This window comes from Pseudomonas sp. SG20056, assembly GCF_031764535.1.
Taxonomy (GTDB): Bacteria; Pseudomonadota; Gammaproteobacteria; order Pseudomonadales; family Pseudomonadaceae; genus Aquipseudomonas.
The window spans coordinates 3351421-3376216 of record NZ_CP134499.1; the positions used below are offsets into that span (position 1 = coordinate 3351421).

Annotated in this window: 18 protein-coding genes; 9 read left to right on the plus strand and 9 right to left on the minus strand. The window is 60.5% G+C overall.

The features are described 5' to 3' along the window. Positions 1–187: 187 nt before the first annotated feature. From RHP75_RS16015 to RHP75_RS16025, 3 genes are read right to left on the minus strand one after another with little or no spacing between them, the layout of a single operon-like run. On the minus strand, positions 188–3622 hold the full coding sequence (locus tag RHP75_RS16015) for an SbcC/MukB-like Walker B domain-containing protein (protein ID WP_311089060.1): 3435 nt from the start codon (positions 3620–3622) through the stop codon (positions 188–190). Further along, a complete protein-coding gene (sbcD, locus tag RHP75_RS16020; protein ID WP_311089062.1) occupies positions 3619–4839 on the minus strand; it encodes an exonuclease subunit SbcD in 1221 nt (406 codons plus the stop codon). Before sbcD ends, RHP75_RS16015 begins: the two co-directional genes overlap by 4 nt. A gap of 2 nt (positions 4840–4841) precedes the next feature. Then, the gene (locus RHP75_RS16025; protein ID WP_282875177.1) at positions 4842–5261 is read right to left on the minus strand and encodes an Lrp/AsnC family transcriptional regulator; all 420 of its coding nucleotides are present in this window, start codon (positions 5259–5261) and stop codon (positions 4842–4844) included. A gap of 127 nt (positions 5262–5388) precedes the next feature. On the opposite strand from RHP75_RS16025, the gene yjeH reads away from it, so the two are divergent. Beyond that, on the plus strand, positions 5389–6657 hold the full coding sequence (gene yjeH / locus RHP75_RS16030; RefSeq protein ID WP_311089064.1) for an L-methionine/branched-chain amino acid transporter: 1269 nt from the start codon (positions 5389–5391) through the stop codon (positions 6655–6657). A gap of 9 nt (positions 6658–6666) precedes the next feature. Here yjeH and RHP75_RS16035 read toward each other — a convergent pair whose 3' ends face one another. Beyond that, positions 6667–7515, minus strand: a complete 849-nt coding sequence (locus tag RHP75_RS16035) for a lipopolysaccharide kinase InaA family protein (protein ID WP_311089065.1) — start codon at positions 7513–7515, stop codon at positions 6667–6669. Positions 7516–7698: 183 nt separating this feature from the next. Between RHP75_RS16035 and RHP75_RS16040 the strand changes: the two genes are divergently transcribed. Beyond that, positions 7699–9027: a TAXI family TRAP transporter solute-binding subunit gene (locus RHP75_RS16040; RefSeq protein ID WP_311089066.1), complete on the plus strand. Its 1329-nt coding sequence runs from the start codon at positions 7699–7701 to the stop codon at positions 9025–9027. Between the two features lie 21 nt (positions 9028–9048). Here RHP75_RS16040 and RHP75_RS16045 read toward each other — a convergent pair whose 3' ends face one another. Beyond that, positions 9049–14019: a tetratricopeptide repeat protein gene (locus RHP75_RS16045; protein WP_311089067.1), complete on the minus strand. Its 4971-nt coding sequence runs from the start codon at positions 14017–14019 to the stop codon at positions 9049–9051. A 255-nt stretch (positions 14020–14274) separates the two neighbouring features. Then, the gene (locus RHP75_RS16050; RefSeq protein ID WP_311089068.1) at positions 14275–15885 is read right to left on the minus strand and encodes a M28 family metallopeptidase; all 1611 of its coding nucleotides are present in this window, start codon (positions 15883–15885) and stop codon (positions 14275–14277) included. Between the two features lie 378 nt (positions 15886–16263). Here RHP75_RS16050 and yejK point away from each other — a divergent pair, with 378 nt between their 5' ends. The 3 genes from yejK (at position 16264) to RHP75_RS16065 (ending at position 18627) form a co-directional block, all read left to right on the plus strand. Then, the gene (gene yejK / locus RHP75_RS16055) at positions 16264–17271 is read left to right on the plus strand and encodes a nucleoid-associated protein YejK (protein ID WP_160085331.1); all 1008 of its coding nucleotides are present in this window, start codon (positions 16264–16266) and stop codon (positions 17269–17271) included. Positions 17272–17444: 173 nt separating this feature from the next. Continuing rightward, positions 17445–18263, plus strand: a complete 819-nt coding sequence (locus RHP75_RS16060; protein ID WP_311089069.1) for a PPK2 family polyphosphate kinase — start codon at positions 17445–17447, stop codon at positions 18261–18263. Positions 18264–18309: 46 nt separating this feature from the next. After that, entirely contained in the window at positions 18310–18627 is a 318-nt protein-coding gene (locus tag RHP75_RS16065; RefSeq protein ID WP_311089070.1) for a glutaredoxin domain-containing protein, read from the plus strand. A 33-nt stretch (positions 18628–18660) separates the two neighbouring features. On the opposite strand, the gene RHP75_RS16070 is transcribed toward RHP75_RS16065, so the two are convergent. From RHP75_RS16070 to RHP75_RS16080, 3 genes are all read right to left on the minus strand, one after another. Beyond that, positions 18661–19596 carry a glutathione S-transferase family protein gene (locus RHP75_RS16070; protein ID WP_311089071.1) on the minus strand — a complete coding sequence of 312 codons (936 nt, stop codon included), beginning with the start codon at positions 19594–19596 and terminating at the stop codon, positions 18661–18663. A gap of 66 nt (positions 19597–19662) precedes the next feature. After that, on the minus strand, positions 19663–19983 hold the full coding sequence (locus tag RHP75_RS16075; RefSeq protein ID WP_311089072.1) for a GIY-YIG nuclease family protein: 321 nt from the start codon (positions 19981–19983) through the stop codon (positions 19663–19665). 37 nt (positions 19984–20020) lie between these two features. Continuing rightward, positions 20021–20491 carry a nuclear transport factor 2 family protein gene (locus RHP75_RS16080; RefSeq protein WP_311089073.1) on the minus strand — a complete coding sequence of 157 codons (471 nt, stop codon included), beginning with the start codon at positions 20489–20491 and terminating at the stop codon, positions 20021–20023. A 119-nt stretch (positions 20492–20610) separates the two neighbouring features. Between RHP75_RS16080 and RHP75_RS16085 the strand changes: the two genes are divergently transcribed. The 4 genes from RHP75_RS16085 to RHP75_RS16100 all read left to right on the plus strand — a co-directional run bounded on the left by RHP75_RS16085 (position 20611) and on the right by RHP75_RS16100 (position 24589). Further along, positions 20611–21558 (plus strand): helix-turn-helix domain-containing protein, encoded by a 948-nt coding sequence (locus RHP75_RS16085; RefSeq protein WP_311089074.1) that lies wholly within the window; start codon positions 20611–20613, stop codon positions 21556–21558. 99 nt (positions 21559–21657) lie between these two features. Beyond that, positions 21658–22611: an ornithine cyclodeaminase family protein gene (locus RHP75_RS16090; RefSeq protein ID WP_257777255.1), complete on the plus strand. Its 954-nt coding sequence runs from the start codon at positions 21658–21660 to the stop codon at positions 22609–22611. Further along, the gene (locus RHP75_RS16095; RefSeq protein WP_311089075.1) at positions 22611–23741 is read left to right on the plus strand and encodes an FAD-binding oxidoreductase; all 1131 of its coding nucleotides are present in this window, start codon (positions 22611–22613) and stop codon (positions 23739–23741) included. The genes RHP75_RS16090 and RHP75_RS16095 overlap by 1 nt, the downstream gene beginning before the upstream one ends. 218 nt (positions 23742–23959) lie before the next feature. After that, the gene (locus RHP75_RS16100; RefSeq protein WP_311089076.1) at positions 23960–24589 is read left to right on the plus strand and encodes a PAS domain-containing protein; all 630 of its coding nucleotides are present in this window, start codon (positions 23960–23962) and stop codon (positions 24587–24589) included. The last annotated feature ends 207 nt before the right edge of the window (positions 24590–24796 follow it).

A 24796-nucleotide genomic window follows, 5' to 3' on the forward strand; every position in this document is an offset into this window, starting at 1 on the left:
TTCGTAGCGAGGGAAAGCCCGGCTTGAGGCAGTTTTGCTGGTTTTCCGAGGCGAATAGCTGGCTATTTAACGAGGGAAAGCAGCAAAAATGACCAAATCCGGCTTTGCCACAGTAGAACAGTGTTAAGTCCGACAGGCTCCTAGGTTTCAGTATAGGTAGGCATAGCCCAAGCAACGCTGGCGCAGATCAATTGTCCCGTGCATTCACCGCAAAGCGCTTATCCAGGCCGCTATAACCCATGCCGACGCCCTTGTGCACTTTCAGCTGCACCGGGATGCGTTCCTTGAGCGCCTCGACGTGGCTGATCACACCGATCATTTTGCCGCTGGCATTGAGGTTATCCAAGGCGTCCAGAGCGACCTCCAGGGTTTCACCGTCCAACGTGCCGAAGCCTTCGTCGAGAAACAGCGAGTCGATGCTGGTCTTGTGGCTGACCAGATCGGACAGCGCCAGGGCCAGGGCCAGACTGACCAGAAAGCTCTCGCCGCCGGACAAGGTCTTGGTGTCGCGCGCCGCATCGGCCTGCCAGGTGTCGATCACCTCCAGCTCCAGTTCGCCACTGCTGCGCCGCGCCAACTGGTAGCGGCCGTGCAGGCGTTCGAGCTGCTGGTTGGCCAGGTAGACCAGATGATCCAGGGTCAGCCCCTGGGCGAACTTGCGGTATTTGGCGCCATCGGCCGAGCCGATCAGGCTGTTAAGTTGCTGCCATAAGTCGTATTCGCCCTGCTTGGCACCGATCGCGGCAAACAGACTTTGCTGACCGAGCCTGCGCGCGTCGTCGCCCTGCAGCTGGGCGCGGATTTCGCCCTGGCGTTCGCTTAGGGCTTTTAGCTGGGCGTTCAAAGCAAGCAGCTGCTCATCCAACTGCGCCAGGCTAAGCGCGGTGGCCGGGCTGGCCTGCAGAGCTTCAAGCTGCTGGGCGGCGGCATTGACCAGAGCCTGGGCATCACTCAGGGCTTTATCCAAGCGATGACGCAACAGCTGCAGGGTGCTGCGTTGTGCCTCATCGAGCAGGGCAGCCAGATAACCCACCTCATCGCTAAAGGGACTGTTGCTTAACGCTGCTGCCCATTGCTGCTCGGCCAGTTGCAGGCGCGCCTGCTCATCCTGCAAGCGGCTGGCCAGAGCCTGACGACTACCGGCCAATTGCTGCTGATAGCGCTGCGTTTCTTCCAGCTGAGCCTGCACCTGCTGCAAAGCCGCCTGGGCATCGGCGAGCTTGGTCAAGGCCGATTGATCGGCCAAATCCAGCGCAGCCCAGCGTTGTTGCCAAAGCTCCGCCTGCTGAGTTGCACTCTGCAGGCCATGCTCCAGCTCGCTTAACTCGCGCTGTAAATCCAGGCTTTGCTGCTGATTGTGCTGCCAGCGCTGCCACTCGGCCTGGCGTTCAGCCAGCCAGGCACTGGCGTCTTCCGGCAGCTGATAGCCGAAGCCGGCAAGGGCCTGGCTCAGGTTTTCGTTACGCTCATGGACAACGTCCTGCAGTTGCTGCAGACGTAACTGGCCTTGTTCCGCCTGCTCCTGACGCTGCTGCAGTTGCAGACGATTAAGCGCCTGCTGCTGTTCCAGTTCACTGCACTGCTGTTGCAGCACCATGCGCGCCTGCTGGCGCTGCTCAAGGCTGCTATTGAGCAGTTGCAGCTGCGCAAGTTGCTGCTGCAACTGTTGCAGTTGCATGCGTTGTTGCGCCTGCTGCGCAGCCAAAGCGGCGACATCGGCCAGCGGGTTTTCCAGCTGCGCACCCAATACCTGCCAGCGTTCGCCCTGCTCGGCCTGGGTCTGTTGGCCACGCTCAAACTGCTGCTGTTGCTGCTCCAGGCGCGCGGCAAGTTTTTCCAGCTCACCGGCCAGTTGCCGACCCTGTTCAGTCAGGGCTTCCAGCTCAGTGCGCTTGCTATTGAGCAGCGCCTTGGTCGCCGAGACATCCAGGGCCTGGTAGGCGCTAATCGCCGGATGCGACTCGGAGCCACACAGCGGGCAGGCCTCCCCGGATTGCAGCTGTGCACGATGGGCCTCCAGGGCCTGAATGCGCTGTTCCTGCTCCAGCAGTTTTTCCTGGGCCTGCACCTGTTGCTGCAAGTCCTTGTAGCTCAGGCGCAACTGCGCCACTTCGGCGCCTTTGGCCTGATGCTGCTCGCGCAATAGCGTCAGCGTACTGGCCAACTGCTCTTGCTCGCCCGTCAGGCGCTGTTGGACCGCTGCCAGTTCGCCCAACTGCGTCAGCACACTGCCCTGGATATGCAGCTGCTGCCAGCGCTCACGCAGGGCCGCTTCGCTGCGCCCAACCAATAACTCATCACGTTGCTGTTGTGCGACGTTTTCCTGCTCGCGCGCTTGCTGCAAACGGGCCTGCTCGGTGCTGAGCTGTTCAGCCTGCTGACCGAGCTGCGCCTGCAGGGCCGCGATGGTTTCTTGCAGTTGCTGCTGGTTCAGTTGCAGCTGGGCGATTTCCTCGGTCTGTTGCTGTCGCGCCTTAAGCTGCTCGCCCCAACTGCCCAGCTGCTCACCCAGACGGCCATGCTGCGGCTGCGCGGCCAGTTGTTGCTGCACCTGCTGCAGACGCTCGGCCAGTTGCTGGCGCTGCGCCTGGCAATCGGCAAGCAGCAAGGCGCTAAGTTCGCGAGCCTGCCAGCTGTGCTCGACAATCGCCTGCTCAACCTGGCGCTGCTCAATGGTATTAAGCTGCAAACCCTGCTCGGTCTGCGTCAGGCTGTGGCGGGCCTGCTGCCAGTCATGGTGCAGCGGTTGTAAACGCAGGGCTGGCTCGCTGGCGGCCAGTTGCGCCAGCTGCGGTTGGGCCTGCTGTAGGGCGGCCTGCGCCGCCTGCTCGGCCTGCTGGCTGGCGTGCAACTGAGCCTGGGTCTTACTCAGGTCCTCACACCAGCGGTGCTGGCGCTGCAATTCGGTTTGCTGTGCGCCGAGTGCGGCTTCATCAATAGCCAGTTGCTCGGCCTGCGTCTGCAACTCAGCGCGTTGCTCTTCGCTTAGCAACTCGACGCCATCCGCGCGGGCGCGCAGCTGATCGAGGGCGACCTTGACCTCACGGCACTGCTCGAACACCCGCTGGGAAATCTGCCCATAGATATCGGTGCCGGTCAGCTCTTCCAGCAGCTCGGCGCGCTGGTTGGCGTTGGCTTCGAGAAAGGCGGCGAAACCGCCCTGAGCCAGCAGCATGGATTTGGTAAAGCGCTCGAAATCGAGACCTGTGAGACGCTCGGTCTCACGCAGCTTCTCGTTGATCTTGTCGGTAATGATCTGGCCGTCAGCGGCGGCCAGCTCAACCTTGGGCCCCTGCAATTGACCGTCAGCCTTATCACGGGCGCGGCGCTGGCTCCAAAAGGCACGATAACCAACGCCCTTGACCTCAAATTCGACCTCGGCCAAGCAGTCTGCGGTGTGGCGAGTCATTAATTGATTGGTCTTATCCGACAGCGAGCTAATACGCGGCGTGCGGTGGTAAAGGGCCAGGCAGATGGCGTCGAGCAGCGTGGTCTTGCCCGCGCCAGTCGGGCCGGTGATAGCGAACAGGCCGTTGTCCTTAAACGGCTCGGCGGTGAAGTCGATCTTCCACTCGCCTTTGAGCGAATTGAGGTTTTTCAGGCGCAGGCTAAGGATCTTCATACCTCGCCCTCGCGCAGCTCGCTTACCACTTGTTGATACAGCCCCAGCAGGCGCTGCTGCTCGGTTTCGTCCAGGTTTTCGCTGCTTAGACGTTGGGCGAAAACATCCTCGACGCTCAGCTCATCCAGAGTTTCCTTGGCCTGGCCCTGCAAGCTCGCGCAGGCATTACCGCGCTCGCGGCGAATGCGCAGCACCTCCACCGGCAGGCCCTCGCATAGGGCGGCGATACGCAGCTGCAGATCGCTCAGGTAATCGTCGCTGCCGACCAGCACTTCCAACCATACCGGCTGCTCGGCACTGCCTTGCTTGGCCGCTTCCTGAATCGCACTTTCCAATTCCTTTAGCGAACCGCGCAGCGATAGCAGCGGCTGAAAACGCGGCACCAGCAGCGCGCTGATCTCGCGCAAGCCGCTGCTATCCAGCTCGACCAGCAACACTTCCTTCTGCTGCTTGGCTTCATCGAAGCTCAGGGGAATGGGCGAGCCGCAGTAGCGGATATGCTCCAGCCCGCCGACCTTCTGCGGCCGGTGGATATGCCCCAGGGCGATATAGGCCGCCGGCGGAAAGGCACTGGTGGGAAAGGCCTCCAGGCTACCGACATAAATCTCGCGCACCGAATCGCTGGCGCTGGCACCCACAGTAGTGAGATGACCCGTGGCAATAATCGGCAGATCGCCGCCCAGTGCATCGCGCTTGCTCACCGCCAGGGCATAGAGGTCCTGGTAGTGCTGCTGGATTGCCTGCTGCAGCGACTGCTGCTTGTCCTGCGCACTCTGCCCGGCCTGGCTTAGCAGCACATCGCGCGGGCGGATAAAGGGGATGCCACAAAGAATTGCAGCGGGCGAGCCGTCACGTTGGTGCAGCACCAGCAACTGTTCATCCAACTGCTCACAGACGCCGGGAATCACCCGCGTACCTAGCTGGGCCAACAGCGTCTTGCTTTCGCCAAGCATGGCCACCGAATCATGATTACCGCCGAGCACCACCAGCTCACAGCCGGTGGCGCGCAGCTCGACGATAAAGCGGTTGTACTGTTCGCGGGCGTAGCTCGGCGGCGCGCCGGTGTCGAAGATATCGCCGGCGATCAGCACGGCATCGACCGCCTGCTCGCGTACCCGATCGATTAGCCAGGCACAGAACGCCTGGTGCTCGGCCTGGCGGGTCTTGCCCATAAAGTGCTGGCCGAGGTGCCAGTCGGAGGTGTGCAGGATGCGCATGCTCAGAACACCCAATCCTTGACCACCATATGGGTCTTCACTTTCTGCATACCGGGGAAGTTTTCGATCTCGCCGCGAATCTCGCTCAGACGCTGCATCGACGCAGCCTCGATGGACACCAGCATATCGGTCTCGCCGCTGATGCCACTGCAGCGGCGCACTTCCGGGAATACACGCATCAGCTCGACATAGTGCTCGCAGCGACCGCCCTGGTAGAACAGCTCCAGATAGGCCTTGATCCCCGCAGCGCCCGGCACCGTAACCTGGGCCTGATAGCCGCTGATCACGCCAGTGTGTTCCAACTGACGAATACGCTCGCTGACTGCCGAACGCGACAGGTTGACCTCGCGGGCGATCTGGCTGACGGGCAAACGCGCATCGGCGCGCAACAGGGCGAGTATCTGCTGATCGAACTTGTCCACGCGAGGCTCTCGGAAAGGCAATTTGACGGCCAGTTGCGCCAGATCGTCGGTAAAAGCCGACGCTTCGCCAGCAGCCTGCAACAGCTGGGCGATTTAACATGGCGAACGAAACCGCAGAGCATACAACATGAGCCGTCTGAACCCGGAACTGGGCCTGCTGCAAGGGATTGGCCTGCTAAGTACTTCACTGCTGGGCACCGGGATTTTTGTGATCCCGGCGCTGGCCGCCACTGCTGCCGGCGAGGCGTCGTTATGGGCCTGGATGCTGCTGATCGCTCTGGTACTGCCAGTGGCGTTTACCTTCGCTCAGCTGGGTCGGCACTTTCCCCATGCTGGGGGCGCGCCGCACCTGATTGGCCGCGCCTTTGGCGCACGAATGGAGCGGCTCAGTGCCCTGCTGTTTCTGGCCGTGCTGCCGGTGGGTTTACCCGCCGCGCTGAATATCGCCAGCGGTTTCTGGCAGGCGCTGTTCGATCTCAGTCGTGGCCAGGCCCTGGCGATCCAGCTGACGACCCTGGCCGCCATGTTGTTGCTCGGCCAGCGCCCGGCCAAGGCCAGCGGGATGATTCAGGGCGTAATTGCCGTGGCGATTATCGCCACCATTGCACTGATCTGGTGGCTCGGCGATCTGCCCGTCAGCAGCCAGCCACTGCTGCCTGAGATCAACGGTTCCTGGCATCTGCTGCCGGCAGCGCTGGGCGTGATGTTCTGGTGCTTTGTCGGCATCGAGGCCTTTACCCATATGGGTGAGGAGTTCAGGAACCCTGAACGCGACTTCCCGCTGGCGCTGCTGTTTGGCGTGCTGCTGGCGGGCCTGGTGTACTGGGCATGCTCGGTGGCCGTGCTAAGCCTGCATAGCTACGGCAACGTACAAACCGATGCCGCATCCTTGCCGCGCATGCTCGACCTGCTGCTGGGCGACCATGCACGCTGGATCGCCGCGACGGTGGGCTACCTGGCCTGTTTTGCGTCGATGAACGTCTATATGCAGGGCTTTGCCCGATTGATCTGGAGCCTGGCCGAAGAGGGCAAACTACCCGCCACGCTGGCCCAGCGTAACCATCATGGTGTGCCGGCCCGCGCGCTGTTGCTGGTGATTCTGAGCTGCGCCCTGTGCACCAGCCTGGCTCAGTTGCTCGACCTGACCGTGGATGACCTGATCCGCTACGCCAATGGCAACTTCGTGGTGATCTACCTGCTCAGCATGGCCGCAGGCGTGGTGCTGCTGCGCGGTATCTGGCGCTGGCTGGCCGCATTCAGCGCACTGCTCTGTGCCTTGGTACTACTGATGCTGGGTATGGATGCAGGGTATGCCCTGGGCTTGCTGGTGGCGCTCGGGTTACTAGACCGCTGGCGCGAGCAACGCAGCATGCGCCTGCTTGCTGGGCAGAGTTGAAATGGCGGGTTAACCGCGCAGCTGCAAATTACCCGTCAACAGCAGGTCACGGCGCTTCTTGCGGCTGATCTGCTGGTGCTTGCACAACGAATAGACTCGTTCAAACCCTACACGATCAATCCCCGGATACTGGTCCAGAGCGGCCTGCACCAAGTGGTCATAACGCGCTTCGTCGATATGGTCTTGAACCAGGCGCAAGAACAGAAAGGCAAACTGGAAACCCAAAGCCTCCGACCAGTAGGGCGGATGGCCGATATAACAGTTCTCCAGATCGACCACCTTCATCGCGTCCAGACGCTGCGGATCAAGCATGATGTTGCCCGCCCACAAATCAAGGTGGCAGACATGCTTTTCATGCAGTTCACGAATCAGGGCAAAAGCCCCCTGCAGAAAGGCCTCAATCTGCATCTGCGGCTGAGTCAGCCAGAACTTGCCGTCAACATGACCGTCGAGCATGTCACTGATCAGGAACAACTCACGTACAGGAAACAGCCCCTGCCGACGATAGCCGAAACCACGCAAGCGTGGCACGGAGGCACCTTGACGCCAGGCATCGACACTGTTCATCAGCTCGGCTATCGGCCAGTCATACCCGCCCAGACGCCGCTGTCGACCCAAGGTCACGCGCAGTCGCGAAGGCAGACTTTCCAACTCGACAGCTTTCACGAACAGACGCGAGCGCACACCCCTCATACAACCAGAGATGCTACGGCGCAATGTGCCGTTTTTACGCTGAGCCATTAGCGAGGAGATCGGCTCAAGGATATCCGCCGTACCTTCCTGATCGAGGTGCAACGTCAGGTCGCCACTGACGACGGTATGGGGAAAGTCTTGTTGATAGGCCTTGAGGTAACGCATCCCTGAATCCGGTTTATTTTTTAAGGCTGGGGAAACTATCGACTTAGCTGAAGTGTCACAACCTGTTTTTTCATATTTCCGTCACACTTCAGGTAAACGCCACAGACTCAAATCCCACACGCAACAAACCAATAGCCAAGACATTCCAGCTATCCTCAGCCCAGCTAACGACAAGGACTGACCATGCGCCGCATTCTTCATGATCTGAAAATCCTGATCCTTACCAACCTGTGGATCGTGCCGGTAATTGCTGGGCTGGTCGGCGCACTGTTCTATTTCGCCGCACCGCCGCCACCGATGCATGCGCGCATGGCCACCGGCGCCGTGGGCGGTGGCTACCATGCGTTTGGCGAGCGCCTGCAGGCTGAACTTGAGCTGCAGGGCTTTAGCTTGGAGCTGGTTGAAAGCGCGGGCTCTGAGGATAACCTTGGCAAACTCGGCAACGGTGAAGTGGAGCTGGCACTGGTACAGAGCGGCCAGGAGCTGACTCTAAGCGACGAGGCACGTGGCAAGCTCAATGGCCTGGGCGTGATGTACCGCGAGCCGTTGTGGCTGTTTCTCGGCGACAAGGTCAAATTCGAACGCCTGAGCGATTTGATGAAACTGCGCCTGGCGGTCGGCTCTCATGGCAGTGGCACCCAAGCAGTGACTGCAGCATTGTTCGACGCCAATCGGATCGAGCCGTCGCAGTACCCCAAGCGCTGGCAGCAACTGGGCGGCAGCCGCGCCGCCGATGCGCTGATAGCCGGCAAACTGGATGCCGCTTTTTTTGTCGGCCCGGCGGAAAACGCGCTGATTCAGCGCTTGGCAGCCGAGCCCAAGGTGCGCCTGGTCAGCCTGCGTCGTACTGAGGCCTACCTGGCCCGCCTGCCCTACCTGAGCCGCCTGCAAGTCGGCGAAGGCATGCTTGATATGCAGCACAATACCCCGGACCAAGACATCGTCACCCTTGGCCCAGTCGCCACCCTGGTGGCCGGCGAAGAGTTTCATCCTTCGCTAACCCCACTGATCCTCGAAGCGGCGAAAACCGTGCTGAAGAATGGCAGCCTGCTCGACCCAGCCGGCAGCTACCCGGCCAAACCGCCGCTATCACTCAACACCTTGAGCGAAGCCGAGTACTACTACGACAAGGGCCTGCCCATCCTGCAGCGCTACCTGCCGTTCCGCATTGCCTCTCTGGCTGACCGCTACATCATCCTGGCCATCCCGCTGCTGGTGCTGCTGTTCCCGCTGTTCAAGGCCATCGGCCCGATCTACCAGTGGCGCATCCGCGCCCGCATCTACCGCTGGTACAAACACCTGCGCGAGATCGACCAGCAGCTTTACAAAGGCAAACTGCCCAGTGATCTGGATGCCGAAATCGCTCGCCTGGAACGTTTGGAAGACGAACTGGCGCGGGTCGAGGTACCGCTGTCTTACTCCAGCGAGCTGTATGAGCTGCATATACACCTGCGCTATGTGGTTGAGCGGCTTCATGGCCTTAAAGCGAAGAACCAAGCCGCGACCGAGTAAGCACCGTTGGGCCAAAGCCGGTTATTCAAAACGGAGTTGTAGGTAGCGCCATGGTGCCAGCAGTACATGGGTACTCCGCCCAAATGCCAAGCGGTATGCCAGGTCGCGCCGCAAGCGACGATAAGCACTATGGCTACCACCTCGTGCAACCGCTTTGGCCGTCGAGAAGTGGCGCACAGCTCTCGCGCTATCACCGTGTTCAACGGCTTCGGCATAACCATCCAGCATGTGCTGCATGCAGGCGAAATAAGGGCGTAGCTGCGCGCCCTGATAGCGTGATTGCCACACACGAAGCGCTTGCATGTCTGTTTGCTTTGCAGCATCTGCGGCAAGCCAGATCATCGCTTCATGATTCTCAGGCATCTGTTCAAGCGACTTGTGCGATACGGCTGCAGCTAACTCATCACGACCAGTAGCACGCAACCCCAAAGCCAGATTATTCAGCCCCCAGGCCGGAACATCAGTGCGCTGCGCCCAATCTGCTAGCCAGTGGGGCATTGACCAGTACAGCCCCTGATTCGCCAATGCATAACTGGCCATCCCCCAGATCATGCCATCACAGCGTATCGCCTCACGGCAGGCCTGCAGCGTACGCTCCAACAGACTGTTGGCGTTCTCACGCTCAGCCAACAAATCCAACATGGCATGTTTGGCCGCATGCCTGGGATCATTGAGCAGAAGCCTGCTAAAACCTTTCCACAGCGAACCGGGCAGCCAGCGGGCATCCTCGTGTTTTAACCAGAAAAGCGCAGCGGCATGGTGTAACGCGCCCTCAGATGCAGCTTTTTCTACGATGGGCCACAACTCCGGGTCACGTGCTGGTGCGACAAATCGCTTGAGTACATCAGCCCAGGCGCCTGCGTTATCGTCATCCCGGCATAAAGACTCAAGCGCCCGCTGTTTAAGTGGCCGATCACTGTGTGCCTGAGCGAAGTCCAATGCCCTCATAAGAATCGAAGGCTGAGAAGCGTTAGGCACCTCCAATAGACGCGCCAACACAGCCCGGCAATCATCCACACGGCCATACTTCAGCTGCAGATCGAACTCATTGAGGCCGGCAAAGGTGTAAGCGGGATCAAGACAGAAGGCTTGTGAAAACGACAGTAGTGCCTGTTCGCTCTGCTCATTGAGCAATAACGCATGCCCGAGAAAACCATGGGAGATCGCCAGTTTTGGCTCCAGACGCACCATTTCTCTGGCTGATTCCACATATGCCGAGTAGTGCCCCGCGCTATCTTGCCAGTCCGCAAGCTCACGCCAGGCGTCAAAGCTGTTCCTGTGGCGCACCAGCAACTGGCGCAACTCGTCCATCGCAATATCGTGCTTACCGCTGTTGTAGGTCGCCCTAGGCCCGAAAACCGCCAATTCAACCGGCGTTGCGCCTCCCCAGCATGGTGCGACCAACAGCTCATGCAACTCGTCAAAACGCTCGGACTTCAACAGCAGATCCAAGAGCTTTTCGTGCGCACCACGGTGGCGCGGGTTGAATCTCAACGCCTCACGCAAGGCGTCTTCACGCCCAGCAGCGTCCTGCTCGTGCTCTGCCAGCGCCAACCAGGCATCCGCATCACCGGCACGCAATTTGACCAACTCATGAGCCAGGCGCAGCGGTCGCCCGGCATCATCCAAAGCAACACTGTAACGCCCTAACTGGTTCCATACCCAGGCGTTACCTGGTTCATCGCGCAGAATCCGTTCAGCCTCCAGAACAGCCTCACCATATGCCTCACGCTCGCCCTGTACATAGCTCAGATAAGCACGCAACTCATGGTTATCGGGGGTTCGGCTAAGTACACGGTTTAACAAGGCTTCAGCTTCGGCCAGGTTATCGCCCTCATCCAGCAGGCTTTCCACATAGAGACGAACAGTCGGCGTCCACAAGGGGTTGATGCGGAAGCTTTCTTGCAGCGTCGCGCGACACTCACTGTATTGCCCATGATTCTTCTGCAGCTGGGCACGTTCCAGGGCCAAACGAGGCATCAGTGGAAAACGCTCAACCGCTGATTGCAAAAGCGCCTCGGCCTGCTCGACATGCCCGTCCAAAGCCTGTTGCCGAGCCACTACCACCCACAGCTGCCAAAGATCAGGACGCTGGCGCAGAGCCTCGCCAAGCTGTTCAAGCAGTACCTGCGGATCGAGGCGTTTCTGGGCCTGTTGCTGATAAGCCATCCAACCTTCACCAAAAGTCACTTGCCGAACTAGCTCGGCGTGGACGTAATCCAAAGACTGCAGCACGTCATCCTGGCCCGCGCAGGTGTCGAGCAACATATTGCTGGCGTATTCATTGTCTGCACTACGCTGCAACGCCCTGCGAAATGCGTCCTGAGCCTCTTCACGCTGTCCGGCCTGCAGCAGCACAAAGCCATGCGTGGAATGGCAGTAGGTGTCTTGTGGGTCAATTGCCAATACGTGCGTGCACAGGCTTAGCGCCTCTTCACTGCGTCCCAGTCGAGCCAGCACCATAGCCAACTCACGTAATGCCCAGGCATTTTGTGGATGGCTGTGCAGAAGACGGCGCAAAGCAGCCTCAGCCGCCTCAAGGGAGCGTCGCTGTGCCCGTTCGACAGCGAACTCGGCGATGCCTGCATGGTGCTCAAAGCGTTTAGCAAGCGCTTCCACGTAAGCATCAACAGCCTCCTCCCCCGCTGACTGCCGCAATAACTGTGCATACAGACGATGCAGCGACAGGTTCAGTGGATCAAGCTCAGCAGCCTCCTGACACCAGAACAGAGCCTGTTGAATATCACCGCCACTGCGCTGGCTGTAGATGACCGCGGCACGCAGCCAAGCTCCACGTCGGCATAAAGCCTCTGCCCGCAGTAGCAGCTGGTAGTTCAGCTCAAGCTCACCACTACGCCCATAGAAATCGGCCAACCCAAGCAACAGTTCAGGATCATTCGGACGTACCTGAAGCGCCTGTTCCAAAACATCACGAGCACCATGCGCGTCCCCAACCTCTTCAAGGCATTCGCTGAGCGTGATACTGGGGCCAGCAGCCAGAGCACCTAACTGCTGATGACGTTGACGTAAAAAGTGCATCCCCTCTTCAGTCCGCCCCAAGCAACGCAGGGCACGAAAGTACTGGTTGCTGTACCCCTCATTGGCCGCATGCAGGCAGGCGGCAAACCGATACAGCTCGCAGGATTGCTCGCGCATGCCCTCGCCCCAACGCAAGCTGGCCAGCGCATTCCATGCTGGGGCCTGCCCCGGTGCCTGACGCAAGGCCTGGTTGAGCAAGTACTGCACGGTCGCGCCCTGGCCACCGCCATCGCCTAGCAAATTGGCATACCGCACCACGATCAGCGGGTCACTCCAGCGTGCCTGACAGTGCTGTTCCAGCCATACCAGTTGTACACCGCGCGACTGCAGCATACTCAGCGAACTGGCTTTGGAAAGAATCAGGTTGGAATCATCCGGGAAGTGTTGCAGCAGCGCCTCTGTAGCCTCGAGTACCTGCATCTCTCGGCCGTCATACCAAGCCAATGCACGCTGCGCCTGAAAGTACAGACGATGCTCTGGCGCCGCGGCCTGCAACTCTGCCAATGCCCTTGAGGCATCCTCCCGACGGTGTACTTCCAGGGCACAGAGCAGTCGGTAGTAGTTATCCCACAGGTGTCGCTCCGGGAACTCTAGCCCCTCTAATCGATAGGCCTGATCGGCGGGCAGCAACACCATGCCACGTGGACCCGAGGCACGCTGCGCAGTAAACAGACTCTGTGCCAGGCACTCACCAAACTGCGCCTGGCCAGGATCACGAATCAGCAAGGTACCGCGCGGCTGGTCGTAACCGACCACTGCCTGCAAGTGGCCGCTGCCGGTGTATTGCACGGAAAGGGTAAAAGGCAGCCCACGATCAATCAGCGCGCAACTGGTCGCCCAGTCAGCGGTAAATTCACGCACCAGCCAGCCATTGCGCTCAGCCCATGCGCGCTCTGCCTGGTATGAGGTGCCGTCGTAACAGATCTCTTCGGCGACCTCTAGATGAGCAACAGGCCGCCCCCAGAATGCAGAAAGCGCTGTCAGCGTCGCCGGAGCGCAGGTCATGTGATGCTGCCGGACAAAACTTACAGGTAACAGGCAGCGCTGGCCTTGCGGTGTTTCCAGCTGTTCGGCGATCTGGCTGTAAAAAGGCCCTCCAGCCTGCACAGCCAATTCCCGGGCCACTGTATGAGCGCCACGTAGGCTCGCCATATCGCAGCGTCTACCGGCATACCAACGAGCCAGGCCTTTTTCCAGCAAGGGCGACAGCACTTCGGCCCTCGCTAACCAGTGTTCCGCCTCATCCAGCTCACCAGCCTCAATCAGTAGATCCACCAACTGAGCGCACAGACCACTGCTTTCCGATGCAGCAGCACCACTGCGCAGGCGCTCCAGCGCCTGCTTCTCACGGTTGAGTTGCACCTCCAGCATTGCCGCCTGAATCAGCGCAGGCCGCGAGCCTGGCGTGAGGCGCAAGGCCTGCTCACAACAATCAAGCGCCTCAGCAAAACGATCCTCCTGCTCCAGGCAGTAGGCACGCTCAACTAACAGCCAAGGATCTTGCGGCGCCAGAGCAAGGGCTCGCTCGCTGCATGCCGCGCTGCGAGTAAAGTCACGCAACAACGCAAACAGATAAGCAGAAAAGGAAAGCCACTCGGCATGCAGCGCCGGACTCTCAGGCACCCAACTGCCAAACTGCTGAAGAAAACTCCACGCGCGAAACTGCCCTCGACGGGCAAGAAGAAAGCGGGCATAGCGCAGACGCGTTTCGGCCGCCTCTGGGTAGCGCCGATAGCCCAGATAAGCCAGGGCATCCCCCAAACGTGGTGCGCCAAGATGGGCAGACAGGCGTGAGGCCATGACCATGGCAGCCGCTCCCCGCCATTGCCGGTAGTCGCCATGGCGGGTTGCAAGTCCATGAGCCTGCTGAAAAAGCCCCTGATCAATTAGCGTTTCAAGCTGCGCTAGCTGCTCGGGAGCAAGAAAGGTAGTTGTGGTAACAATGGAAGACATCGGACCCATCCTTGGCCTGAGAAGACATTCACGCCACTCTAAGTAGCAATCTGCTGCGTTTCAAGCCGGGGGCAAAACCGAAACCGCACTTCACACATCTTTGCTATGAGAGATCATTTTTCATGTAATTACGCTTCACTTAACTTGCTGTGATCAGCTACAGCTAAACCGCCCCTAAAGAAGGGGGCCCGTACTGACCAGACAAAGAAAACCCCGCCAGAGCTTAGCCCTGGCGGGGTTTTGCATTTCAGCCGATCACTTGATCCAATGTTTGCCCCAGTGAGTGATATCGTAGCTCTGCGCACTACGCGCCACACTCTTCTCGGCCGTGGCAGCCTCGATCTGGTCATCCACCACCTTGGTGGAGAACGACAACCAGCTGGTCACAAAGGCCATCGCGTCGCCATTGATCTCCAGAGCACGCTGGGCGATGTTGTTCAGGTCATCGCAACTGGCGTGGTAGCAAGGGTCAAGCGCGATCCCCGCAGTGCCGCCATAAAGGTTGGCCTGCTCTGGCGTCTTCAGCACCTCAGCCCCGGTGAACAAACCACCGAAGGCGATGCCGTCGAGGAAGAACTGCGCGTAATCCGAACGGAAGGTGATCTCATCGCCTTCAGAAGGCAGGCCGCGCAGTTTGTAATACTCCTCGAACAGCTTCTCGATGGCTGCCGAACCAGGTGGACCTTGCAGACCGAACGCAGAACCGTCGCCGTCATAGATGAAGTAGGCGAAGTTTGGCGAAGCGATCATGTCGAAGTTCAAGTACGCCTTGATCTTGCTCTTCTGCTCGGCCGGCAGCTGGCTGACATAGTAAGTCGAGCCGACCAACCCTGACTCCTCAGCACCCCACCAGGCGAAGCGTAGCTTGTTCTTCGGCCGCACTTTCTGCAGCTGCAACGCCAGCTCCAGCAATGCGGCACTGCCTGATGCGTTGTCGTTGATGCCCGCGCCTTCATACACAGAGTCGAGGTGAGCACCGGCCATCACTACATTGTTGGCATTGCCATGGCGACTCTCGGCGATCAGGTTGAAGGTTTGCGTGCGCTCGCGCACCACGTCAGCCAGCATGCGCACCTGGGTATCTGGGCTCTGCGCCAGGCCAACGCCGACATCGTAGGTGGCGAAGAACACCGGGACACCGCCGGCATAGCTGTCGCCCAGAGTAGCGTTGAGCAGGCCCTTGCGGTCCTCGGTGTCGCCCTGGTTGAAGATGATCACCCCTGAGGCACCGGCAGCAGCGGCGTTCTCCGCTTTCAGCTGGAAGTTACAGGTGCCGCGCTGCAGCAAAGCGATGGAACCGGAGGGGAAGTCGACAAAGTCTTCCGCCTCACAACCACTGCTGGACAGGTTGCCTGCGCCCAACGCGATATCCACAGCCGCCACTGGCGCACTGACGTCACCGTCTTCGGTTTGCGACAGGTAGGTGAAATCCACATCCCACTCAAACACTGCCGGCGTAGGCGCCAGGGCCTGCAGCTCGCCGGGCCCTTGCGGGTAATAGGCGGTGAAGGGGAATGGCTGAACCTCTACACGATAGCCGGCACTTTCCAGAGTGGACTTCACGTAGTCGATCGAGCGCTGGTAACCCGGCAACCCTGCAGCCCGATTACCGCCATTGGCGTGGGCAATGTCCTTGAACATCTGCAAGTGAGTGGAGGTGTTGCTCGCCTGCATACAACGCGGCAACCCCAATGTAGTGCTGTTGAGCAGGCCAAAACGACATTCCAGAGGTCCCAAGCGGGTCGGGCTCCAAAACGCATTAAACAGTTGGCTACTACTTTTGTTCGATTCTGCGAGCACCTCGCCCGAGATCGCCGCCAGTAGGCTTCCCACTATTAAGCCGCTTTTCACAATCTTGTTATGCATACTGCCTCCAATCCATATATGGAGCTTTTAGGTGCGGCAGAGCTTGTGACACCGCCGCGATACGTCCCTTTACTGCGTCGTGTGGACGCTACATAACCTAGACGTGGATATTCATCTGCGCGAACCGATATCTACAATTTTCTTGAAAATAAGAACTTATCGACGAATATGGGAGCAATTGGCCAGCATCGAACGTTTTACCAATCTGAAAGCAATAATGAGCGCCAGGACGCGAACGACCCAGGACGCGCCGCTGACGGATGGAGAGAAACCTGTACTCAGGTAAACTCTGCGCACATTTTCTAGATCAGCTCCGCGTTGGCCTCGCCAACGCCCAAGGAGCCATCCCCCCTGCGACTGAATTGAAGACCTAGCCCCATGCCGATCCGCCACTGCATCGTTCACCTGATCGACAAAAAACCTGATGGCACCCCCGCCGTGCTGCATGCTCGCGACACCGAGCTGGCCGCCTCGCAAGCCATCGAAAACATGCTCGCCGACCTTAACGAGAGCTATAACGCCAAACAGGGCAAGGCCTGGGGTTTTTTCCATGAGGAGTCCGGTGCCTATCCGTTCAGCGGCTGGTTGAAGCACTACCTCGACGAAGGTCAGGACTTTGCCGCCTTCAGTCGTCAGGCGGTCGAGCAGCTGCAGAAGCTGATGGAAGAATCCAACCTGTCCACCGGCGGCCATGTGCTGTTCGCCCACTATCAGCAAGGCATGACCGATTACCTGTCGATCGCCCTGCTGCACCACAGTGAAGGCGTAGCGGTGAACGAGGCGTTGGACGTGACCGCCGCCAAGCACCTGGACCTGAGCCAGCTGCACCTGGCGGCGCGCATCAACATCTCCGAGTGGCGCAACAACGCCAACTCCAAGCAGTACATCTCCTTTATCAAGGGCAAGAACGGCAAGAAGGTCTCGGAGTACTTCCGCGACTTTATCGGCTGCCAAGAAGGCGTCGACGGCCCGGGCGAAACGCGCACCCTGCTGAAAGCCTTCAGTGACTTCGTGGAAAGTGAAGACCTGCCGGAAGAACAGGCCCGCGAGAAGACCAAGACCTTGGTCAGCTATGCGGCGAACCAGGCCAAACAAGGCGAGCCCATCACCCTCGATGAGCTATCCGGACTGATCGACGAAGAACGACCCAAGGCCTTCTTTGACCATATCCGCAACAAGGATTACGGCATGGCCCCGGAATTTCCGGCGGACAAACGCACCCTCAGCCAGTTCCAGCGCTTTACCGGGCGCGCCGAAGGCCTATCAATCAGCTTTGAAGCTCACCTGCTCGGCTCGAAGATCGAGTACGACGAAAGCACTGACACCCTGGTAATCCGCAATTTGCCGACGCAGCTGACTGATCAGCTTAAGCGCCGCAAAAACTAACAGGCCGCTGAAAAACTACCTACGTTGCCGATGCGGCGTTAAAAACAGGCTCAAAATGCTCATTTACACCAGTAAACTCCGCTTTTTCGCCGCTTTGACCAGCCGGAGGCTGTTACTACGTAGCGCCTTGCCTCGGCTGCCTCGCCTACGTTTTTAAACGGCCTGTCACATCCATGAGCCGCCTGCCGGATAGCCTGCTGGATGCCTGCCGCTGTAATCCGGCAGCGCCCTTTGCTCAGGACCCGGCGCGCGATTTCGGCCTGGATAAGCAAACGGCCAAACTGGCTCTGACAGAACTGCGCCCCTGGCTCAACCAGCAACAGCGCATGCTCTGGGCCAACCGGCGTAATGCCCTGCTGCTGATCCTGCAAGGCACCGATTGCTCCGGCAAGGATGGCGTGATTCGCCGGGTGATCAGCAGCTTCGATCCTCAGGGTCTGCGCATCCACAGTTTTCAGAAGCCCGATGCCTGCGAACAGCGCCATGACTTTCTCTGGCGCTACCAGCGGCGTTTGCCAGGGCTGGGCCTGCTAGGGGTATTCAACCGCAGTTACTACGAAGGGCTGATCAGCGATCCGCTGGATGGCCTGTGCAGTGCTGCCGAACTCCCCGCGCGCCAGCAGGCGATTCAGACCTTCGAGACGCAGCTGATCAGCCAGTCGATTCAACCGCTGAAATGCTTTTTGCAGCTATCCCGAGATGAACAAAAGCACCGCCTGCAAGAGCGCCTGGAAAAACCTCATAAACGCTGGAAGCTGCACAGCAGCGACCTGCAGTCCTACCGCGAATTTGACCTGCGCCAACAGCGCTGGGCCGAACAGCTAAGCGCCAGCCACAGCGACGCTGCGCCCTGGTATGTGATTCCGGCGGATCATCGCTGGCTGCGCGACTGGCTGGTGGCCAGCCTGCTGGCCCGCGAACTGGAACGGCTAAAACTGGACTGGCCGGATACCCCGCCGCCGTTCAGTCTGGAAGACTTGCAGCGCTGTTAGCCCACGATTCACCAGCCCCTCAACCCAACAAGGCAAAGGAACGCCCATGAAGAAAGTCATTCTGCTGCTAAGCGCCCTGGCACTGTTCCAGCACTGGGACACGCTGCAGCGCTGGTTTCAACCGCCGCTGGCTGATCGACCAGGCGAAGTGGTGTTGTATGCCACGCAATGGTGCGGCTATTGCGCGAAAACCCGTGAGCAACTGGCGCAGGACCAGATTGCCTACCGGGAAATCGATATCGAGAAAGACCCAGCCGGCCAGGCGACCTTCAAGGCCCTGGGTGGGCGCGGCGTGCCCTTGCTGGATATCAAGGGCACGCTGATTCACGGTTACGATCCGCAGGCGATGCGCGCTGCCTACTGACAAGCCAGCGCGCAATAGACCGTAAGCAGGCTCTTACAACGCCTTGATGGCAAAGCCCAGCCGCGGGAAATGCACATGCACGGTACCGGCACGATCATCCTCGCGGCGCAGGATCAGTTCTTCAGCACCGGCGAACACGAGCTCGCCCTCTACCGGGTCGACACCGTAATCGGTGGCGGCAATCTGCACCCGCTGACCGACCGTGAGGCCGTTGGGCTCCACGAACGGCTCGTCCGGCAGAGCCGCCGGCGTCGCCGCACGGGCAATGGCAATAGCGTCTTCTGCACTCAGCGCACTAGACGCACCGTGACCGAAGCCCAGCACGCGGCCGAGCCAGGCGCTGACATTCGGATAGGCATCGACCAGCGGCGCGGTCACTGGGGTGCCTTTGAGGAACCACAGACAATGGGCCAGGGAGAAGTCAGCAATCGATGGCTCACCAAACAGGAAGTCGCCCGCCTCGCGCGCCAGTTGCTGCTCAACCCGCCCCATCAGCGACGGCCAGTTGTGCTTGGCCACCTCCACCGGTACACGCGTGGCGCTACCGCCACTAAACAGCCCGGCACGGTCGGCGACAAAGGCCTTGATCGCCTCAGGCGGCAGCTTGCCGAAACGCACCGCGACCGACTCTGGCTGAAACACCAGGCTCACCGCATGCTGAAAAATCTGCGAGTCGACCCACTGAGCAAAACTCGCCGCAACGAACTCCTGGCCCTCAGGGAAGAGCGCAGGGGTTGCTTTCTCCGCGTCCAGGCGACGCGCAATCAGTGCGGTATCACAGTAGATATCGGCCCCCACCTGCAGCACCGGAGTCTTGCGGTAGCCACCGGTCAGCGCCACTAGATCGGGCTTGGGCATGATTCGCGGAATATCAACCGAGCGCCAGGACAGCTGCTTGAAACCCAGCATCAGGCGCGCCTTCTCGGCAAACGGTGAGGCATCGTAATGGTGCAGGATCAACTCGTGCATGGCAGGCTCCGCAAGGGGTCAGGTAAACCAGCAGCTTAACCGCGCTGGCAGCAGCGGCCTACCCGCTTAGGCTGATGGTGCGTTATCAGTCGCAGCGATAACAGCAGCGGCGACTAGGGTTTCCTTGGCCGCCTTGCTCAGGGCCTTGACCGCGAGTTCCCGGCGCAGCGCCGCGCCTTTGCCGGCACATGGTTCGATATACACCAAAGCCTGCGCCGGGCTCACGTGGAAAAAGCGCGCACCCTTACCGCTCTGGTGCTTGGCAAAGCGTTTGTGTGGATCATCGCTGATGCCGCAGTACAACGCGCCATTGGCCGCCCGCACCAAGTAGACAAACCAGGGCTTGGCGACGGCAGGTGTTTCAGGCACAGAAGAGGAGTCAGGCATCAGTTAAATCGGCAGGCAATAAGCAAGGTCGCCGAGCTTAACGGCTCTTCCGGAACGCCGCCAAACCTTTACCCGCCTGCTGGCGAATGGCGTTTTGCACAAACGGCGCCCAACCCAGCAGTTGACCTTTAAGGCCGAGCGCCTGACCTGCCCAGCGCCACAGATCGAAGTGATCGCGATGCTCGCTGATTTTGCCGTCGCGAAAACGGAAGTTGGCCTCGATATGGTTGACCACCTGATTGCCCGTCTGGCTGAAGGTGTAAGTAGCCACCCAGCGCGCACGCCCGGAATGATCATCCGCCGCCACGCCATCAAAGATCAGGGAAAAACCCTGGGCCTTGGCACAGAGCATGCGCCACATATCGCCAGCCGCCGCACCACGTAGATCGGTAAAAACCGGGTCGCTAAACTGCACATCCTCGCTGTAACAGCTGGACATGGTCTCGGCATCCAACTGCTGGAAGGCTTGGTAGAAACGAGTGATCAGCTCGGCGTTGGGGTGGGTCATGGGGCGAACTCCGGTGGGGAACGTGCGAGCAGTATTGTCGTTAAATCGCCGCCGCGCGATTGGCGCAAAAGACACACTTGTGTCAATAATCGCCAAATTTCATCGCACCTGAGCACGTCATGCTGAAGATCGCCCTGTACGTCTGCCCGCAAACCGTGTGCTCCAGCCTGAGCATGGCCATGGATGCTTTTGTGCTGGCCAACCGCCTGGCCGAGCAACGGTTGTTCGAGTTGCAGCGCGTCAGTCTGGATGGGAAGGCGGTTGATCTGAGCTTTGCGCAGATCCAGGTCGATGGAGACCTGAGCCTGGCCGAGGATGCCGAGCTGATTCTGCTCGCTGCCAGCGGCAGCGCCATCGATACCACCCTGAGCGATAACGCCGCCCTGCTGCCCTGGCTGGCGCAACGCGCACCCACCCAACAACTGGCCAGTCTGTGCAGCAGCGCCTTTCTGCTGGCCGCTGCCGGTGTGCTCGACGGGCGCCGCGCCACCACCCACTGGGCACTGGCCAGCCAGTTCCGCCTGCGCTTCCCGCAGGTCAATCTGCAGATCGAGCAACTGGTCTGTGAAGACGGCCAGTTGCTCAGCTCCGGCGGCGCACACGCCGGACTCGATTTGTGCCTGCACCTGATCCGCCAGCATGCGGGTGACACGCTGGCGCAGCAGGCAGCCAATACGTTGGTGTTCGACAGCCAGCGCGGCCAGCAGTCACGCTTTGCCCCGCTGCTGCCAGCGCCCAGCAAGGATTGCCAGCTCGCGTCCGTGTTGCAGTGGCTACACCGTCATCACAGCGAAGCCATTGACCTCAACCGCCTGGCCGCTGAAGCCAACTGCTCATCGCGCACTTTGCTGCGCCGTTTCAAGGCCAGCACCGGGCTGACACCCAATGACTACCTGCAACGCGTGCGCATCAGCGCCGCGCAGCGCGCCCTGCGCAGCCCGGCGTCGCTGGAGCAGATCGCCGAGCAGGTCGGTTATGCCGACCGCGCCACCTTTGCCAAGCTGTTCAAACAGCTCTGCGGGGAAAGCCCAGGGGCGTTTCGCAAGCGCTTACGTCAGGCTCACTGAACGTCGCCACCGCGTATCAAGATGCCGCGTCAGCGCTTGTCGAAAAAGACCATAAAGTCCAAAATGGATTTAATTGTTTAATTCGTTGCGGAGCCGCCCATGTCGACCACCCCTTATGTGCTGGATAAAACCGCTGCCGAACAGCTGCTGGCCCAGGTTGATGTGCACCAGGCCATGGTCGCGATGTTCCGCGAGCTGGCCGCCGGCCATGCGCTGCAGCCCGCGCAGCAGCTGGTGGAGTTTCCCAATGGCGGCGGTGACTTTATCAACTACCTCGGCGTACTCGCCGGGGCCGGTGTTTACGGGGTAAAAACCTCGCCCTATATCGTCCGCGAGCAAGGCCCGCTGATTACTGCGTGGACCCTGCTGATGTCGATGCAAAGCGGCCAGCCATTGCTGCTCTGCGATGCCGGCAGCCTGACCACCGCGCGCACCGCTGCCACCACCGCAGTGGCCGTGGATGCTCTGGCCGCACCCAAGGCCAGCCGCCTGGCGGTGATCGGCAGCGGCGCCGTGGCGCAAGCCCATGTGCACTACGCCAAACACCTGCGACCCTGGCAGAGCATCCGCCTTTACTCGCCAGGCCTGGCCGGCAAAACCGGCGCGCAACTACTGCAACTGCAACAACTCGATCTGCGCGTACAGCTGTGCGCCAGCCAGGCCGACGCCCTGCGCGATGCCGACGTGGTGATGCTCTGCACCTCGTCGGCAAAACCGCTGCTCGACCCCGTCGAGCTGGATAAACCGGCGCTGATCACCTCAATCAGCACCAACGCGCCGCGCGCCCATGAAGTAACGCCCGCCAGCCTGCTGAATATGGATGTCTACTGCGACTACCGCGCCACCACACCAAACAGCGCCGGGGAAATGTGCCTGGCCAGCGAACTGGGCTGGAACCGCGCGGACATCCGTGGCGACCTGGCCGAACTGCTCAGCGGCCAGGCCCAGCGCCCGGACTACCAGCGCCATGCCTTCTTCCGCTCGATCGGCCTGGGCCTGGAAGATGTGGCCCTGGCCCACGCGCTGTACCAGCTCAAGCAGGAGGCCTGCTGATGCACCAGACGGATTACCTGATCATCGGCGCGGGTATTGCCGGTGCCTCCACCGGCTACTTTCTCGCCGCCCATGGCAAAACCATTCTGCTGGAGCGCGAGCAGCTACCCGGTTATCACTCCACCGGCCGTTCCGCCGCGCTCTACACCGTGGCCTACGGCACAACCCAGGTGCGCGCCCTGACCGCCGCCAGCCGCGCGTTCTACGATGCGCCGCCTACCGGCTTTGCCGAACACCCGCTGCTAACCCCGCGTGGTGAACTGGTGGTGGACTTCACCGGTGATGCCGCCGAGCTGCAACGCCAGTTCGACAGCGGCAAAGCCAGCGTGGCGGAAATGCGCCTGCTCAGCGCCGACGAAGCCTGCGCCCTGGTGCCGGTGCTGCGCCGCGACAAGGTGCAGGCCGCCATGCTCGACCCCAGCGCCGCCGATATCGACACCGACGCCCTGCACCAGGGCTACCTGCGCGGCATTCGCCAGCAGGGCGGGGAAATCCACACTAGCTGCGAAGTGCTACGCATCCAGCGCGACGGTGACGCCTGGCTGGTGGACTGCGGCAACACGCAATACCGCGCCAAGACGCTGATCAACGCCGCCGGCGGCTGGTGCGATCAGATCGCTGCTCTGGCCGGTGTGGCGCCCATCGGCTTAATCCCAAAACGTCGTGCGGCCTTTACCTTTAACGGGCCGGAAGGCATCGACTGCCACGCCTGGCCCTGTGTGGTCAGCCTCGACGAATCCTTCTACTTCAAGCCCGATGCCGGCCTGCTGCTCGGCTCGCCCGCCAACGCCGACCCGGTCGAGCCCCACGATGTACAGCCGGAAGAACTGGATATTGCCCTGGGCATCTACCAGATCGAGGAACACACCAACCTGAGCATCCGTCGCCCGGCGCACACTTGGGCCGGCCTGCGCTCCTTTGTCGCCGATGGCGATCTGGTCGGTGGTTTCGACCCGCAGGTGGCAGGCTTTTTCTGGGTCGCCGCGCAAGGCGGTTACGGCATCCAGACCTCGGCGGCCATGGGCATGGCCTGCGCCGCCCTGGCCCGCGGTGAGCCGCTGCCCGAGCATCTGCGCCAGTTTGGCCTGACAGAAGCCATGCTATCGCCGGCCCGCCTGGCAGGCCGTTGAAAAACTACCTTCGTGGCCATCGCAGCGTTAAAAACAGGCTCAAAATGCTCATTTGCAGCTCGTAAACTCCGCTTTTCGCCTGTTTTTGCCTTGCGCTGGCTGCCTCGCCGACGTTTTTCAACAGACTGCACCAATAGCTGCGCGCAGCGCCCGAGGATGACGCCTCGGGCGCTTTGCGGCACACTCGCAACGCCACCTGAGCCCGAAGAGTTAGCCGCATGACGCCGCCCCGCCCTGCCCCCGAGCTGGACAACTACCGCACCATCGCCGACGCCATCGCCACGCTGTTCTTCCCCCACGCCGAAGTGGTGCTGCACGACCTGCGCACGCAGAAAGTCGACTACATCGCCAACAACATCTCCAAACGGGTGATCGGCGATGACGCAGCGCTGGAAGACATGCTCAGTGGTGAAATCGACGAACGCACCATCGGCCCTTACGAAAAGCTCAACTGGGATGGCCAGAAGATTCGTTCGGTCAGCAGCGTGCTGCGCGACGCCGCCGGCACACCCATCGCTGTGCTGTGCATCAACCTGAATATCTCGCTGTTCGAGACCGCCAAGCAGGCGCTGGAACTGTTTCTCTCGTCCAGCAAGCTGGTGCCGCAGCCCGACGCCCTGTTCCGTGACGACTGGCAGGAGCGCATCAACACCTTCCTGCACAGCTGGCTACGCCAACGCCAGCTGGGCCTCAACCTGCTGACCCGCGAGCACAAACGCGAGCTGGTCGAAGCCCTGCATGCCGAAGGCGCCTTCAAAGGCAAAAGCGCCGCCAACTACGTGGCCAACGTGCTGAATATGGGCCGCGCGACGGTGTACAAGCACCTCAAAGAGATCAAGGGCGACTAACACCGGCGGATCAGTGCAACGCTGATCCGCCGTTAATCCCGCCAGGTAAAGAGCCAACCTGGCAAGTGCGTTGGCGGCTCGCCACACCAGCTAATTTGTCGCCTCTGCCGCTAAAAAACCTATAGCCCAAGCCCCTACCAAGCCGCCCCGGTGCTTGGCGGGTGGGCACGCTTTTACCTTGCCAGCGACTACAAAAATCATAATTTC

Coding starts and splice junctions, on each gene's coding strand:
- RHP75_RS16015 (WP_311089060.1), bottom strand. CDS start 3,622: ATGAAGATCCTTAGCCTGCGCCTGAAAAACCTCAATTCGCTCAAAGGC.
- sbcD (WP_311089062.1), bottom strand. CDS start 4,839: ATGCGCATCCTGCACACCTCCGACTGGCACCTCGGCCAGCACTTTATG.
- yjeH (WP_311089064.1), top strand. CDS start 5,389: ATGAGCCGTCTGAACCCGGAACTGGGCCTGCTGCAAGGGATTGGCCTG.
- RHP75_RS16035 (WP_311089065.1), bottom strand. CDS start 7,515: ATGCGTTACCTCAAGGCCTATCAACAAGACTTTCCCCATACCGTCGTC.
- RHP75_RS16040 (WP_311089066.1), top strand. CDS start 7,699: ATGCGCCGCATTCTTCATGATCTGAAAATCCTGATCCTTACCAACCTG.
- RHP75_RS16045 (WP_311089067.1), bottom strand. CDS start 14,019: ATGTCTTCCATTGTTACCACAACTACCTTTCTTGCTCCCGAGCAGCTA.
- RHP75_RS16050 (WP_311089068.1), bottom strand. CDS start 15,885: ATGCATAACAAGATTGTGAAAAGCGGCTTAATAGTGGGAAGCCTACTG.
- yejK (WP_160085331.1), top strand. CDS start 16,264: ATGCCGATCCGCCACTGCATCGTTCACCTGATCGACAAAAAACCTGAT.
- RHP75_RS16060 (WP_311089069.1), top strand. CDS start 17,445: ATGAGCCGCCTGCCGGATAGCCTGCTGGATGCCTGCCGCTGTAATCCG.
- RHP75_RS16065 (WP_311089070.1), top strand. CDS start 18,310: ATGAAGAAAGTCATTCTGCTGCTAAGCGCCCTGGCACTGTTCCAGCAC.
- RHP75_RS16070 (WP_311089071.1), bottom strand. CDS start 19,596: ATGCACGAGTTGATCCTGCACCATTACGATGCCTCACCGTTTGCCGAG.
- RHP75_RS16075 (WP_311089072.1), bottom strand. CDS start 19,983: ATGCCTGACTCCTCTTCTGTGCCTGAAACACCTGCCGTCGCCAAGCCC.
- RHP75_RS16080 (WP_311089073.1), bottom strand. CDS start 20,491: ATGACCCACCCCAACGCCGAGCTGATCACTCGTTTCTACCAAGCCTTC.
- RHP75_RS16085 (WP_311089074.1), top strand. CDS start 20,611: ATGCTGAAGATCGCCCTGTACGTCTGCCCGCAAACCGTGTGCTCCAGC.
- RHP75_RS16090 (WP_257777255.1), top strand. CDS start 21,658: ATGTCGACCACCCCTTATGTGCTGGATAAAACCGCTGCCGAACAGCTG.
- RHP75_RS16095 (WP_311089075.1), top strand. CDS start 22,611: ATGCACCAGACGGATTACCTGATCATCGGCGCGGGTATTGCCGGTGCC.
- RHP75_RS16100 (WP_311089076.1), top strand. CDS start 23,960: ATGACGCCGCCCCGCCCTGCCCCCGAGCTGGACAACTACCGCACCATC.